The organism is Bacillus inaquosorum KCTC 13429 (assembly GCF_000332645.1).
In the GTDB taxonomy this organism is placed as follows: domain Bacteria; phylum Bacillota; class Bacilli; order Bacillales; family Bacillaceae; genus Bacillus; species Bacillus inaquosorum.
Genome location: NZ_AMXN01000003.1, coordinates 61433 through 76226, shown reverse-complemented (window position 1 = coordinate 76226; position 14794 = coordinate 61433). Strand labels below are relative to the sequence as shown.

Sequence of the window (14794 nt, the reverse complement as noted above, 5' to 3'; positions counted from 1 at the left end):
TGTGCTGCGGAGGTGGCATATGCTGAAAAAATGGCTCGCAGGGATCCTACTTATCGTGCTTGCCGGTTATATGGGATGGAATTTGTATCAAACATACAGCAAAAAAGAAGTGGGGATTGAAGAGGGACAGCAAGCACCTGATTTTTCTTTGAAGACGCTATCAGGAGAGAAAAGTTCCTTACAGGACACAAAAGGCAAAAAAGTGCTGCTCAATTTCTGGGCAACTTGGTGTAAACCGTGCCGTCAAGAAATGCCAGCGATGGAACAGCTGCAAAAAGAGCACGCTGACGAACTTGCGGTTGTTGCGGTTAATTTCACTTCAGCTGAGAAAAGCGAAAAACAGGTTCAGGCGTTTGCTGATACGTATGACTTAACGTTTCCCATCCTGATTGATAAAAAAGGGATTAATGCTGACTATAACGTGATGTCATACCCAACGACGTATATCTTAGATGAAAAAGGCGTCATACAAGACATACACATTGGCACCATGACAAAAAAAGAAATGGAACAAAAACTGGATCTTGATTAGATTCAGTTTTTTTATGTTCAGATATGCTTACAAGTTTTCAGAATTGGAAAAAATAAAAGAATATGCGGAGGTGAGAAGAGTGAAGAAGATGAGAAAACGTTCTTTTCATGAGCTCGTCATGGAAAACAAAAAAGAGCTGATGACCAATACAGAGTATTTAAATCAGCTTGAGGAAAAGCTTGAACAGCGATTTAAGCAAAAATAACCTTTAATTTGTATTCATGTTTACCCCTCCTTTTGAGAATCCTATCTGTTGAGGAGGGATAAACATGGGAAACAACAAGAAAAACGGTCAGCCTCAATATGCTCCAAGCCACTTGGGTACAAAGTCTGTAAAATATAAAGCCAATAAAGGGGAAAAAATGCATGATACTTCCGGGCAGCAGCCTATCATCATGCAGACAAAAGGCGAGTAACGCCGAACCGAGTTTATTTCTAGGAGGTACATCCGAATGACGAATAACCAAAATCAATATCAGCAGCAGCCAAAACCTGATGATCGTTCTGATAATGTAGAAAAATTGCAGGATATGGTTCAAAACACGATTGAAAACATAGAAGAAGCAGAAGAATCAATGGAGTTTGCTTCGGGAGAAGATAAGCAGCGCATCAAAGAAAAAAATGCAAGACGCGAACAGAGCATCGAAGCTTTTCGCAATGAAATTCAAGACGAGTCCGCAGCGAGAGAAAACGGATACCGCTCTTAAAAACCAGGGAAACCTGGTTTTTTTCTTTCTGATTTGATTATGGTAAAATGGGGCTAAATTGACGTTAAGGGAGCAGAGTAATCTTGCATGTATCAAAAAAAGAAATAGAAGTGCGTTATGCAGAAACAGATCAAATGGGGATTGTCTATCACGCAAATTATCTTGTGTGGATGGAGCTCGGCAGAACGGCCCTCATTAAGGACTTAGGCTTTTTATACAGTGATATGGAAAAGAAAGGCGTTCTTTCTCCAGTCGTTGATATCAATATTTCCTATAAAAAGCCGCTTCATTACGGAGAAACCGCGGTTGTGCACACATGGATAGAGGAATACAACGGCTTTAAAACCATTTATGGTTATCACATTTATAATCCGGTCGGTGAGCTTTCTATCGAAGCCACCTCATCTCATATTTGTGTGGATAAAGAAAGCTTTAAGCCTATTCAGTTCCGCAAAGCTTTCCCAGATTGGCACGCAGCATATGAAAAGGCCAAAAAATAGGGAAGTGAATGAGATATGGCGTTTGGTGTAAAACGTGAGGAACTCAACCGGTGGAAACACGCCGTGAAAAGAGGAGAAATCGCATTTTTAACACATTATTGGCTGGATGACCGGTTTCCAGAAGCAAAGACCGTGACTAAAGCCGGCTGTGCAGATATTGATAAGCTGATTCAATGGGGAGCGGCGTACGGTTTAAAAAAAGAATGGATACATAGGAAAAATGAATTTCCTCACTTTGATCTGCTGGGTGAGACACAAAAATATATTTTGGAACAAGAAAACCTGACCGATCATCTTACACGATTTCATTTGTAAAAAAAGAACGCACATTATGTGCGTTCTTTTTTATTGGTATTCAAAAACCGGTTCACCAGCGTCCTCTGAATAGCTGACTAGAAGGTCGTGGTTATCGAAGTACCATAGATCACTTTCTTCAATAAAGAAGGTTATGCCGCCGGCTTCTGCAGTGGCTCCAGCCTCTTGTGGGGCATCTTTCGCCACACCGAGAGAAAATCCCTTTTGAACGTTGCTGCAGCCGCCGTAGCGGACGAAAAAGCGAACCTGGTCTCCGCTTTCTAAATCGAGCTCTTCCTTATACCAGTTCAGTGCGTCTTCGTTAATTGTCATATTCATAACAGAACACCCCTTTGTTCTTCATTTGAATTTTCTCTATTATAAACGTATTAGGCTATTCTGTGTCAAAAGAGAAGGTTTATAACCATTTCACTTTAGGTTCTGTTTTATTGATAATTCGTTTAATGTTCGCCCGGTGTCTGTATATCACAAAAATAGTGAGCAGGGTAACGACAATCAATAAATACTTATCATGGACAAAGAGACTATATATAACAGTATAGATCCCTGTTAACATCGATGACAGAGAAACAAATTTAGTCAAGTATAAAAAGATAAAGAATACCGCAACCATCGTGATAAATAACAGAGGTGCGTAAAATAGCAAAACGCCTCCGGACGTTGCCACGGCTTTGCCGCCTTTAAATTTAGCGAAGATGGGAAACACATGGCCTAAAACCGCAAAGACCCCTGCTAGAAGCGGGTGAATATCAACATGCATGAGAAATGGCAATGCAGTTGCCAGCGTCCCTTTCAAAATATCTCCGGCTATCACGATCGAACCTGCTTTTACGCCCAGCGTACGGAATGCATTGGTAGCGCCTAAGTTGCCGCTTCCGTGCTCCCGAATATCAATTCCCTTGGCAAGCTTGCCCACAATTAAGCCAGATGGAATGCTGCCTATCAAGTAGGCCAAAATAATCAATAAAGCAATTAACATCTACATTTCTCCTTTTTCAAAGTCCCTTCTTTCTATTTTAACATGAGATATCATAATCTGATGATAAGTTTTTTTAAAGTTTGCTTGCAAATTCAATCAAACATGCATCATATTTTGATTTCTTACATTTTGATCATGTAAAATAGATGAAAAAGGAGTGGTACATGATGCAAAACCCTTCCAAAGCGGAAATTAAAGAGATTCTTGAAAGAAGCAAGCGAATTGCAGTAGTGGGGCTTTCAGACCGGCCGGATAGAACGTCGCATATGGTTTCCAAAGCGATGCAGGATGCGGGCTATGAAATCATTCCCGTTAATCCTACAATCGATGAGGCGCTTGGTGTCAAAGCCGTTTCATCTTTAAAAGAGATTGACGGTCCAATTGACATCGTCAATGTATTCCGGCGCTCAGAACAGCTGCCAGGCGTGGCGGAAGAGTTTTTGGAGACAGATGCCCCAGTATTTTGGGCACAGCAAGGGCTGGTAAACGAAGAAGCTTACCAGATGCTAAAAGAAAAAGACAGAACGGTTATCATGGATCTGTGCATAAAAGTGGCGCACGCTGTAACAAAATAGGTGCAGAACTGCAAAAATCCTTGTGAATTCAAGGATTTTTGCTTTTTAATTTTAAGATATTGTTTGCGTATTACGGTGAAACAGATACAATAAAGCTTGAACAGCTTTTTTTGAATACCTTGTCTAGCTGGGTTTCGGCCGTTCGATTTGCGAAGGTCTGCTGCTTTATATATAATAAACAAACATACGTTCTCATAGTGTAAAAACAGCACTAGCCGATGTTTTGCGAACTGATTCGTTAGCTCTATGTTGCGATTGCGAACATATTGGTTATAATGGGGAGTCCAAGGCAGTACCGGCTCGAGGCAAGGTTTTAACAAATACTTTATACAATTGATGCGTAACACTGAAAAAGAGAAAGACAATGTTAGTTTTTGAAAGGGGTTTGTACGTTTGGCTAGAAAACAGCAATTTGATTACAACGAAGATGCCATACAGGTGCTCGAAGGCCTTGAGGCCGTCAGGAAAAGGCCGGGTATGTATATTGGTTCTACTGACGCGCGTGGCTTGCACCACTTGGTTTATGAAATTGTAGATAACTCTGTCGACGAGGTGCTTGCCGGCCATGGAGATCACATAATCGTCAAAATACATAAAGACAACAGTATTTCTGTCCAGGATAGAGGCCGCGGCATGCCGACCGGAATGCATAAGCTCGGCAAACCAACCCCTGAAGTGATTTTAACGGTGCTTCATGCCGGAGGAAAGTTCGGCCAAGGCGGCTATAAGACAAGCGGAGGGCTGCACGGAGTTGGTGCATCAGTCGTGAATGCTTTATCTGAATGGCTGACGGTTACGATTGAGCGGGACGGTTTCGTCTATCAGCAGCGATTTGAAAATGGAGGAAAACCGGTTACATCTCTTGAAAAGATCGGCAAAACAAAAAAGACAGGAACGCTTACGCACTTTAAGCCAGATCCAACGATGTTCAGCGCAACAACTTATAATTTTGAAACGCTTTCTGAGCGCTTAAGAGAATCTGCGTTTTTGTTAAAAGGATTAAAAATTGAGCTGATTGACGAGCGCAATGACCAACATGAGGCCTTTTATTATGAGAACGGCATAGAAGCGTTTGTCGCTTACTTAAATGAGGAAAAAGACGTCTTGTCTGAAGTGGTCTCGTTTGAGGGAGAGCATCATTCAATAGAAGTAGACTTTGCGTTCCAGTTTAACGACGGCTATTCTGAAAACATTTTATCGTTTGTTAACAACGTCAGAACAAAAGACGGCGGGACTCATGAGTCAGGTGCAAAAACTGCGATGACACGTGCTTTTAATGAATATGCGAGAAAAGTGGCTTTACTCAAAGAAAAGGATAAAAACCTGGAAGGCACCGATATAAGGGAAGGGCTTTCAGCCATTATTTCTGTACGCATTCCTGAGGAGCTTCTTCAATTTGAAGGACAAACAAAAGGAAAGCTCGGTACAAGTGAAGCGAGATCAGCAGTTGATGCGATTGTTTCAGAGCAGCTTGCTTACTTTTTAGAGGAAAACCGGGATACTGCAACGCTTCTTGTTAAAAAAGCAATCAAAGCGAGCCAGGCGCGCGAAGCGGCACGCAAAGCCCGTGAAGAAGCAAGAAGCGGCAAAAAACGAAAAAAATCTGAAGCGACATTAAGCGGAAAGCTGACACCTGCGGGTTCGAGAAACCCGGCAAAGAATGAATTGTATCTCGTTGAGGGGGATTCAGCAGGCGGGTCAGCTAAGCAGGGAAGAGACCGCAGATTCCAAGCGGTTCTGCCTTTACGCGGTAAAGTCATTAACACGGAAAAAGCTAAGCTTGCTGATATCTTTAAAAATGAAGAGATCAATACGATCATTCATGCGATCGGCGGGGGTGTCGGAGCGGATTTCTCAATTGATGACATCAACTATGACAAAATCATCATTATGACAGATGCCGATACCGACGGCGCTCATATTCAAGTGCTGCTTCTCACCTTTTTCTATCGCTATATGAAGCCGCTCATTGAGCATGGCAAGGTGTTCATTGCACTGCCTCCTTTATATAAGGTCAGCAAAGGAAGCGGGAAAAAGGAAATCATTGAATACGCATGGTCTGATGAAGAGATGGATGATGTCCTGAAAAAAGTCGGAAAAGGATATACCATTCAGCGATACAAGGGTCTTGGAGAGATGAACGCAGACCAGCTGTGGGAAACGACAATGAATCCGGAGTCCCGCACGCTTGTAAGAGTCAAAATCGACGATGCGGCACGTGTAGAGAGACGTGTGACGACGTTAATGGGAGACAAAGTAGAGCCGCGCAGAAAGTGGATTGAGAAAAACGTCGCTTTCGGCTTAGATGAAGAAAGCAATATTTTAGAAAATGAAAACTTATCGGTCGCTGAGGAGGTTTAATGATTGTCACAGCCAGAATTATTTCATGATTTACCATTAGAAGAGGTCATCGGCGACCGTTTTGGACGCTACAGTAAATATATTATTCAAGACAGGGCGCTTCCTGATGCAAGAGACGGCTTAAAGCCGGTACAGCGCAGAATTCTGTATGCGATGCATACAGATGGAAACACGTTTGATAAAAACTTCAGAAAAGCAGCCAAAACGGTCGGTAACGTTATCGGTAACTATCATCCGCACGGTGACAGTTCGGTTTATGAAGCAATGGTGCGGATGAGCCAGGATTGGAAAGTGCGAAATGTGTTAATCGAAATGCACGGGAACAACGGAAGCATCGACGGAGATCCCCCGGCAGCCATGCGTTATACAGAGGCACGACTATCTCCGATTGCATCTGAGCTTCTTCGGGATATTGACAAAAATACGGTTGAATTTGTGCCGAACTTCGATGATACAAGCAAGGAGCCTGTTGTACTCCCGGCGATGTTTCCTAACCTATTGGTCAACGGATCTACCGGGATTTCTGCAGGATACGCGACCGACATTCCCCCTCATCATCTGGGAGAAGTCATTGATGCTGTCATTAAGCGTATTCAAATGCCATCTTGCTCTGTTGATGAACTCATGGAAGTCATTAAAGGGCCTGATTTTCCGACAGGCGGTATTATTCAAGGCGTTGACGGGATAAGAAAAGCATACGAAACCGGAAAAGGAAAAATCATTATCCGCGGAAAAGCTGAAATTGAATCCATCAGAGGCGGACGAGAACAAATTGTCATTACGGAAATTCCATTTGAAGTAAACAAAGCAAATCTTGTGAAAAAAATGGACGAGTACCGCCTTGATAAAAAGGTTGAGGGCATCTCAGAGGTTCGCGATGAAACGGATCGGACAGGGCTGAGAGTGGTCATTGAACTGAAGAAAGAAGCGGATGCCAAAGGCATTTTGAATTTCTTATATAAAAATACCGATTTGCAGATCACATATAACTTTAATATGGTGGCCATTCATAACCGCCGTCCGATGCTGATGAGCCTGCCGTCTATTTTGGATGCATATATCGGCCACCAGAAGGAAGTCGTCACAAACCGGTCTGTCTACGAGCTTCAAAAAGCAAAAGACAGACATCACATCGTAGAAGGTCTCATGAAAGCTTTGTCCATTTTGGATGAAGTCATTGCAACGATCCGTTCTTCAAGCGATAAACGTGATGCTAAAAACAATTTGATTGCGAAATATGACTTTACAGAGCCTCAGGCTGAAGCTATCGTTTCATTGCAGCTATATCGTTTAACCAATACAGATATCACAGCGCTGAAGGAAGAGGCAGAAGAGCTCGGCAAAAAAATCGAAGAGCTCGAATCCATTCTGAGCAATGATAAAAAGTTGTTAAAAGTGATCACAAACAGCTTAAAAGCACTGAAAAAGAAATATGCAGACACGAGACGCTCTGTGATTGAAGAAAAAATTGAGGAAATTAAAATTAACCTTGAAGTCATGGTAGCGTCTGAGGACGTATATGTGACCGTTACGAAGGATGGTTACCTAAAACGGACGAGCCAGCGCTCATTTGCCGCTTCCAACGGTCAGGATTTCGGAATGAAAGATACGGACAGGATGCTGCATCAGTTTGAAATGAATACGACGGATGTGCTGCTGCTCTTTACGAACAAAGGAAGCTACATCTATTGTCCGGTTCACCAGCTGCCTGATATCAGATGGAAGGACATGGGCCAGCATTTTTCAAATCTGATCACCATTGACCGTGATGAAACGATTGTAAAGGCCATACCGATAAAAGAATTTGACCCATCGGCGTATCTATTGTTCTTTACGAAAAACGGCATGGTGAAAAAGACAGAGCTCACCCATTATAAAGCACAGCGTTATTCTAAAGCGCTTGTGGCCTTAAATCTTAAGGGTGAAGACGAACTGATTGATGTACATGTGACAAATGGGGAAAGCCAGATCTTTATGGCCACTCACCTAGGGTACGGCCTATGGTTTGGAGAAGACGAAGTAAATGTAGTTGGCGCACGTGCGGCAGGTGTCAAAGGGATTAACCTAAAAGAAGATGACTTTGTTGTCTCCGGAGAGATCCTTCAAGAATCCGATTCAATTGTATTGTTCACTCAGCGGGGAGCGGTGAAACGCATGAGCCTTTCTGAGTTTGAAAAAACATCCCGCGCAAAACGCGGTGTCGTGATGCTAAGGGAACTGAAGAAGAATCCTCACCGAGTCGCAGCATTGTTTGCTTGCGGTCTTCATCAGCGATTTATGGCTGAAACAGAAAAAGGTGACAGAAAAGAACTGCAGGCAAAAGACTTCCGGACAAACGACAGATACAGCAATGGCTCTTTCTTTATTGATGAAGAGGAGTCAGGCAAGGTCACGGCTGTCTGGCGCCTTCATACAGAACAATAATAAAAAACCCGCTCACATTATGCGAGCGGGTTTCGTTTGTTTTTTAATCAGCTTTCATGGCTGGAGAAAAGATCTGTCATGGCATGAATGACTTCGATTCCTTGCCATACAAATAAATTCAGCGCTGTGAAAGAAAATAAGCCTAAAATCACCATTCTTAAGATAAACAACATGTTTAACAGCCTCCTCATATTTTCGTTATATAATCGGGTGATGTTGAACATGAAGTTTGCCGAAATAAGACGATTGATAAAATTTGGCCAGTATAAAGCTTTTTTTCCGCTGGCGCCTGCGGGAGTAACCCGTATTTTTGCTTTCAGCGGTTATAAGCAGAACAGCCATTGCCCATAAAGCAGTCAGCGCAAATGCTCCTGTGATGGATTTCTTTTCATCATCTGCATTTTGGCCGGCTTTCATCTCATGCATTTCCTGCTGGTCGGCTACAGCTTTATAATGATGGCCAATATCAAAGGCATGGGGGATTGAGAACAAATGAAAACTGGCAATCGCCAAGAACAAGATGGACGCTTTCAGTATTGTTACCTTTTTCAAATGATCTTCCCCCCTTTAATATTACTGAATATTTTTATAATAATACCCTAATCCATCCTAAAAGTAAACCTGATTTATTAAATTTAAAAATAAAGTTCACTTTGTTAAGTATATATCTTTTTGCTTATTTTTGAAAGAGAAATTTCTTTTATTAGTGTATGTATACCCGGTCTAAGATGTGAATAAAAACGCATTTTAGATGATATGTTTGTTGTTTAGGATTTATGACTTTATGTATCAAAGGAAACAGAAAGTGTCAGGGGAGAAATTCTAATATTTTAAAAGAGAACTCTTTTTAAAATGCAAGCTTATAAGAAATATTTCTATTCATAGGAAAATAATAGAGAGAGACCGAAGGCGTGAACTTCAATCTAGAACAATAATCTTCACGAAAAAACTTCCTAATTCGACATATTGTGATATAATAAGACTCGTTATGTTAAAAAATCTAACATCAAATTTGAATTCACCATGAATTGATGAAAACGGGAGGTAAATATGGGGTCATTTTTCAACAGTTTAATTAATATTCCAAGTGATTTCATCTGGAATTACCTATTTTATATTTTAATAGGGCTTGGATTGTTTTTTACCATACGTTTTGGTTTTATCCAATTCCGTTACTTTATTGAAATGTTCAGAATAGTAGGGGAGAAACCAGAAGGAAATAAAGGTGTCTCATCTATGCAGGCATTCTTTATTTCGGCCGCATCCCGAGTCGGCACAGGGAATTTGACTGGTGTAGCCTTAGCAATTGCGACAGGCGGACCGGGCGCTGTATTTTGGATGTGGGTTGTAGCTGCTGTAGGGATGGCTTCAAGTTTTGTTGAGAGTACGTTAGCGCAGCTTTATAAAGTGAAGGACGGAGATAACTTCCGTGGTGGACCAGCCTACTATATCCAAAAGGGTCTTGGGGTCAGATGGCTTGGCGTTGTTTTTGCTGTCTTAATTACGGTCTCATTCGGTTTAATCTTTAACGCTGTTCAAACGAATACAATTGCAGGGGCGTTGGATGGAGCATTCCATGTAAACAAAATAGTTGTAGCCATCGTTCTGGCAGCTTTAACTGCGTTTATCATTTTTGGCGGTTTGAAACGTGTTGTAGCTGTATCACAGCTAATTGTGCCGGTTATGGCAGGCATTTATATCCTCATTGCTTTGTTTGTCGTTATTACCAATATAACGGCATTCCCTGGCATTATCGCAACAATTGTTAAAAATGCTTTCGGTATTGAGCAAATCGTCGGCGGCGGATTAGGAGGCATCATCGTTATCGGTGCTCAGCGCGGACTTTTCTCGAACGAAGCAGGAATGGGAAGCGCTCCGAACGCGGCTGCGACGGCTCATGTATCGCATCCGGCAAAGCAAGGCTTTATTCAAACATTAGGCGTATTTTTCGATACATTTATCGTATGTACGTCCACAGCGTTCATTATTTTGCTGTATAGTGTAACACCAAAAGGTGATGGTATCCAAGTAACGCAGGCTGCCCTTAATCATCATATTGGAGGCTGGGCGCCTAGCTTCATCGCAGTCGCAATGTTCTTGTTTGCATTCAGTTCGGTTGTCGGAAACTATTATTATGGCGAGACAAACATTGAATTTATTAAAACAAGCAAAACATGGCTGAATATTTACCGTATCGCTGTTATTGCGATGGTTGTCTATGGATCTTTATCTGGCTTCCAAATCGTTTGGGATATGGCGGACCTCTTTATGGGTATCATGGCGCTGATTAATTTAATTGTTATTGCGCTGCTGTCAAACGTTGCTTATAAAGTGTATAAAGATTACGCGAAACAGCGTAAGCAAGGATTAGATCCTGTATTCAAAGCGAAAAACATCCCGGGTCTGAAAAACGCTGAAACTTGGGAAGATGAGAAACAAGAAGCATAAGAACACGGCTGCATTCAATTCATTGAATGCAGCTTTTTATTTGCCCAAAAGAAGCGGAATGTTTTGATTTCATAAAAAAATAACGTGTAAAGTCCTGGTTAAACACTTTTATCTTTGGTTCCGCATGTGTCAGCTGTATCTGAGATAAGACAAAAAGAGCAAATAGACAGGCTTTTAAGCCGTCTAAAAACAAGAAATTAGGTTGATAGACAATCGTGAGAAAGATTTTTACAATGAGTCCGTGCTAAAAAGCGAAAGGGAGGGAGAGCGGTGAGTTACTAGGCATATTTTATATAATTTAAAGGAGGAGAAAATATCATATATGAAACGTTCAGTCTCTATCTTAATCGTATGTTTATACATTGCATTATTAGCAATCGGCGGTTTGGCGGCTCCAGAAGCATCTGCAGCAGAGGCAAAAACGCCAGTATCCATAAATGGCCAGCTTAGCATAAAAGGTACACAGCTAGTCAATCAAGACGGCAAAGCGGTACAGCTGAAGGGGATCAGTTCACACGGATTGCAATGGTATGGCGATTTCGTCAATAAAGACAGCTTAAAATGGCTGAGAGACGATTGGGGCATTACGGTTTTCCGTGCGGCAATGTATACGGCAGACGGCGGTTATATTGATAATCCGTCTGTGAAAAACAAAGTGAAAGAAGCGGTTGAAGCGGCAAAAGAGCTTGGGGTATATGTCATCATTGACTGGCATATCTTAAATGACGGCAATCCAAATCAAAATAAAGAGAAGGCAAAAGAATTTTTCGAGGAAATGTCGAGCCTTTATGGAAACACGCCAAACGTCATTTATGAAATTGCGAACGAACCAAACGGCGATGTGAACTGGAAGCGTGATATTAAACCGTATGCGGAAGAAGTGATTTCCGTTATCCGTAAACATGATCCCGACAACCTCATCATCGTCGGAACCGGTACATGGAGCCAGGATGTGAATGATGCTGCCGATGATCAGCTAAAGGATGCAAATGTCATGTACGCGCTTCATTTTTATGCCGGCACACATGGCCAGTTTTTACGGGATAAAGCAAACTATGCCCTCAGCAAAGGAGCGCCTATTTTTGTGACGGAATGGGGGACAAGTGATGCTTCCGGAAATGGCGGAGTATTTCTTGACCAGTCGCGGGAATGGCTGAATTATCTCAACAGCAAGAATATCAGCTGGGTGAACTGGAATCTTTCTGATAAGCAGGAATCGTCTTCAGCTTTAAAGCCGGGAGCATCTAAAACAGGCGGCTGGCCATTATCCGATTTATCCGCTTCAGGAACATTCGTAAGAGAAAACATTCTCGGCACCAAAGATTTGACAAAGGACAGTCCTGAAACGCCAACACAAGATAAACCGACACAGAAAAACAGTATCTCTGTGCAATACAGAGCAGGTGATGGAAGTGTGACCGGCAACCAAATACGACCGCAGATTCACATAAAAAATAATGGCAGCACCACGGTTGATTTAAAAGATGTCACTGTCCGTTACTGGTATACCGCGAAAAACAAAGGCCAAAACTATGACTGTGTCTACGCGCAGATCGGATGCAGCAATGTGACACACAAATTTGTGATGTTACATAAGCCTAAGCAAGGCGCAGATGCCTATCTGGAACTAGGTTTTAAAAACGGAACGCTGTCACCGGGAGCAAGCACCGGGGACGTTCAGCTTCGTCTTCATAATGATGACTGGAGCAATTATGCACAAAGCGGGGATTATTCCTTTTTCCAATCCAATACGTTTAAAACAACGAAAAAAATCACATTATATAAGCACGGAAAACTGATTTGGGGTACAGAACCCAAATAGTTATGCTTTTGACGGACATCAGCAATAATGATGTCCGTTTTCATCATCTTATACAGCAAATAAGGAGGTTTACATTGTGCATGAAACATTGAAACAGTATATGGTGCTGTTCAAAGAAATGAATGATGTGATCAATGGTCCGGACTATCCAGGTAAGGAAAAAGACATCCAAAATCAAAAAGAACAGATCGAAGTTTACGAAAAACAGCTGCAGCAAGGTTTTTCTACAGATTATGACTACGATGTGTTTGCGGACTCGGTTATCAAATGTGCATATGGCGATATGACACTGGAAGATTTAGAAGCGGTTTATTATGGATTGACTACGCCATTTTTTTGATTAGAGATTCAACTGTAAAATTTCATCTTCTGTCTCACTAACTTAAGTATACTTTTATATTGAGACAGAAATTTATTTATTTTGTTTACTTCCTAGAATATATATTATGTAAACTAAAAAAGAATAGTGTCATTTGGATTTTCAGCTCTTCTCTTTCCCTCTAGTTTAGTCATCTTCCCTGGTTGGCAATATGGATTTTGGGCAACCATGTCCATTTTCGTCAGCAAGGAAAGGCGCGGCACCCCGGTACTCGTATAGCCCCGGAGCGGTACCGCTTGCCTTAGGTACCCTTAACGATTTACGACAAATGTTGTCACGCTTTGAGCTGGAAGATGGGCCCAAAAATGATTGCCCGTTATGTTGAGATTCGTTCCAGGTTGTAGATTGCTGCTGCTGCTCGTGATCCATCTAGATACCTGAGAAACAGATCCATTCTGCAAAACAAAGTTTTGGTTTACACCTGTGTTGCTTTTGTTAATGGCAACAATAACGACCTTGTTGTCACCTTTATAGGCTGACACGTAAACGTTCGCATTAGGATTTTTCGTTGCATCAATCCTTACATAGCCGGGACGCACAAACTTCGAGAAATGAGCCATATTGTAACCACGTTTGCTGATCGTACCATCTTCTTTCATAGGACCATATGATCTTCGGATATACCACCAGACATAAGCTTGAAAATCTCCCTCTACCATTGAATTGTGAATATGATGTGAAACATCCAACGCCTCGGGCCATCGATCCGCCGAGTTGTTATCACTGTTCGGATAGTATACTTCCGTCATCCAAAGGTCCTTCCCCGCTCCTTTTTGTTTGAAAAGAGGATAAGGGAAATGACTGACCTGAGTGCCGTACAGGTGGGTTCCGAGAATATCCATATTGGCAAGAGCCTGCGGATCGTTCAAAATCGGGTCCGACAAATTCTTCAAGTATTGAAATGACTCAGGCGCAATGACGCGGGCATTGATCGAGCCGGCGTTTTCTCTCATAAAGCGAAGTATTTCTTGCGGCGTCCACCACGTCCACTCGTGAGCGTAATCAGGCTCGTTTTGGACCGAAATCGCGTAAAGATTCACACCATTATTCTTCATGAAGGTAACAAAATCGTTAAGATGCTGCGCATATGCGGCGTATTTATCGTATTTCAGCCGTTTAGCCGATGTATTACCATTACGGTTAAAGGTCTCAACCATATCACTTGGAGGATTCCAGGGAGAAGCAAAAACGATTGCTCCATGTTTGATCGCACTCTTTGCAGTCTCCACTTCTCTCTACCAATTATTTCTATTTTCATCTACATGAATTCTTAAGATTGAAAAGCCTAACTGATTCTGTCCATTGCCAAAAGCAGTTTCTCTTTGAGCTGCTGTCAAATCCCCAATCCAAGCCGGGTGGTTCATTCCTCCAAAGCCGCGAATCACTTGTTTTTCTGCAGATACATTAACTGTTACATCACTTGCTGCCAAAACTTCAGTAGCGCATGGACCGGTTAACATTACTGACAGCATAGTGAAACATACCAATAATACACAAATTGGTTTTTTTACGCATGATATCATTTTTTCCTCTCCTTCATATGTCTTTTACGGTATTGGAAAAATACGTTATGGCGAATATGCTATTCAATATATGTTTTGCAATTGTAGTACTGGTGGCAGCATACGCAGACTTCCCAGATAAGCAACTCAATAATAAAGCAAGAACCCATAAACATACGCTACACTTTTTACGCATAACTTAACATCCTCCTTTTTCCTTAAAATGGAGGAGTTTCTTTTTAACATTTGA

The 14794-nt window shown here is 41.8% G+C and carries 16 protein-coding genes and 2 pseudogenes; 12 read left to right on the top strand and 6 right to left on the bottom strand.

The genetic code is table 11. The annotated features are described in order from the left end of the window. Positions 1 to 19 precede the first annotated feature (19 nt). The 6 genes from BSI_RS12550 to BSI_RS12570 all read left to right on the top strand — a co-directional run bounded on the left by BSI_RS12550 (position 20) and on the right by BSI_RS12570 (position 2054). The gene (locus BSI_RS12550; RefSeq protein WP_003238185.1) at positions 20 to 532 is read left to right on the top strand and encodes a redoxin domain-containing protein; all 513 of its coding nucleotides are present in this window, start codon (positions 20 to 22) and stop codon (positions 530 to 532) included. A gap of 79 nt (positions 533 to 611) precedes the next feature. Next, positions 612 to 737, top strand: a complete 126-nt coding sequence (locus BSI_RS0120990; protein WP_003244964.1) for an FbpB family small basic protein — start codon at positions 612 to 614, stop codon at positions 735 to 737. 64 nt (positions 738 to 801) lie between these two features. Further along, entirely contained in the window at positions 802 to 948 is a 147-nt protein-coding gene (gene sspN, locus BSI_RS12555) for an acid-soluble spore protein SspN (protein WP_003238184.1), read from the top strand. 36 nt (positions 949 to 984) lie between these two features. Further along, on the top strand, positions 985 to 1239 hold the full coding sequence (tlp, locus tag BSI_RS12560) for a small acid-soluble spore protein Tlp (protein WP_003238183.1): 255 nt from the start codon (positions 985 to 987) through the stop codon (positions 1237 to 1239). A gap of 83 nt (positions 1240 to 1322) precedes the next feature. After that, positions 1323 to 1739 (top strand): YbgC/FadM family acyl-CoA thioesterase, encoded by a 417-nt coding sequence (locus tag BSI_RS12565; RefSeq protein WP_003238182.1) that lies wholly within the window; start codon positions 1323 to 1325, stop codon positions 1737 to 1739. A 15-nt stretch (positions 1740 to 1754) separates the two neighbouring features. Continuing rightward, positions 1755 to 2054 carry a hypothetical protein gene (locus BSI_RS12570; RefSeq protein ID WP_032732002.1) on the top strand — a complete coding sequence of 100 codons (300 nt, stop codon included), beginning with the start codon at positions 1755 to 1757 and terminating at the stop codon, positions 2052 to 2054. Positions 2055 to 2084: 30 nt separating this feature from the next. Here the strand turns inward: BSI_RS12570 and BSI_RS12575 are convergent, their stop codons facing one another. Together BSI_RS12575 and plsY are read right to left on the bottom strand one after the other, a co-directional pair. Further along, positions 2085 to 2372 (bottom strand): HesB/YadR/YfhF family protein, encoded by a 288-nt coding sequence (locus BSI_RS12575; RefSeq protein ID WP_003238180.1) that lies wholly within the window; start codon positions 2370 to 2372, stop codon positions 2085 to 2087. Between the two features lie 79 nt (positions 2373 to 2451). Further along, complete coding sequence (gene plsY, locus BSI_RS12580; RefSeq protein WP_003238179.1) at positions 2452 to 3033, bottom strand: glycerol-3-phosphate 1-O-acyltransferase PlsY; 582 nt, start codon at positions 3031 to 3033, stop codon at positions 2452 to 2454. A gap of 167 nt (positions 3034 to 3200) precedes the next feature. On the opposite strand from plsY, the gene BSI_RS12585 reads away from it, so the two are divergent. From BSI_RS12585 to parC, 3 genes are all read left to right on the top strand, one after another. Continuing rightward, positions 3201 to 3608 carry a CoA-binding protein gene (locus tag BSI_RS12585; protein WP_032732000.1) on the top strand — a complete coding sequence of 136 codons (408 nt, stop codon included), beginning with the start codon at positions 3201 to 3203 and terminating at the stop codon, positions 3606 to 3608. A gap of 393 nt (positions 3609 to 4001) precedes the next feature. Next, positions 4002 to 5969 (top strand): DNA topoisomerase IV subunit B, encoded by a 1968-nt coding sequence (parE, locus tag BSI_RS12590; RefSeq protein ID WP_003238177.1) that lies wholly within the window; start codon positions 4002 to 4004, stop codon positions 5967 to 5969. Positions 5970 to 5972: 3 nt separating this feature from the next. Next, positions 5973 to 8393: a DNA topoisomerase IV subunit A gene (gene parC, locus BSI_RS12595; RefSeq protein WP_003238175.1), complete on the top strand. Its 2421-nt coding sequence runs from the start codon at positions 5973 to 5975 to the stop codon at positions 8391 to 8393. Between the two features lie 47 nt (positions 8394 to 8440). On the opposite strand, the gene BSI_RS23035 is transcribed toward parC, so the two are convergent. Then, positions 8441 to 8566 (bottom strand): hypothetical protein, encoded by a 126-nt coding sequence (locus BSI_RS23035; RefSeq protein WP_003238174.1) that lies wholly within the window; start codon positions 8564 to 8566, stop codon positions 8441 to 8443. Positions 8567 to 8591: 25 nt separating this feature from the next. After that, complete coding sequence (locus tag BSI_RS12605) at positions 8592 to 8945, bottom strand: hypothetical protein (RefSeq protein WP_003238171.1); 354 nt, start codon at positions 8943 to 8945, stop codon at positions 8592 to 8594. Between the two features lie 498 nt (positions 8946 to 9443). On the opposite strand from BSI_RS12605, the gene BSI_RS12610 reads away from it, so the two are divergent. The 3 genes from BSI_RS12610 (at position 9444) to BSI_RS12620 (ending at position 13003) form a co-directional block, all read left to right on the top strand. Next, positions 9444 to 10841, top strand: a complete 1398-nt coding sequence (locus BSI_RS12610) for an alanine/glycine:cation symporter family protein (RefSeq protein ID WP_003238169.1) — start codon at positions 9444 to 9446, stop codon at positions 10839 to 10841. A gap of 322 nt (positions 10842 to 11163) precedes the next feature. Beyond that, entirely contained in the window at positions 11164 to 12663 is a 1500-nt protein-coding gene (locus tag BSI_RS12615) for a cellulase family glycosylhydrolase (RefSeq protein WP_003238165.1), read from the top strand. Between the two features lie 76 nt (positions 12664 to 12739). Then, entirely contained in the window at positions 12740 to 13003 is a 264-nt protein-coding gene (locus BSI_RS12620; protein WP_003238163.1) for a YnfE family protein, read from the top strand. A gap of 290 nt (positions 13004 to 13293) precedes the next feature. On the opposite strand, the pseudogene xynC reads toward BSI_RS12620, so the two are convergent. Together xynC and BSI_RS23030 are read right to left on the bottom strand one after the other, a co-directional pair. Then, positions 13294 to 14565 (bottom strand): annotated as a pseudogene (xynC, locus tag BSI_RS12625) (glucuronoarabinoxylan endo-1,4-beta-xylanase XynC). Between the two features lie 58 nt (positions 14566 to 14623). Continuing rightward, positions 14624 to 14740, bottom strand: a pseudogene (locus BSI_RS23030) (hypothetical protein); the annotation flags it as partial. Positions 14741 to 14794 lie beyond the last annotated feature (54 nt).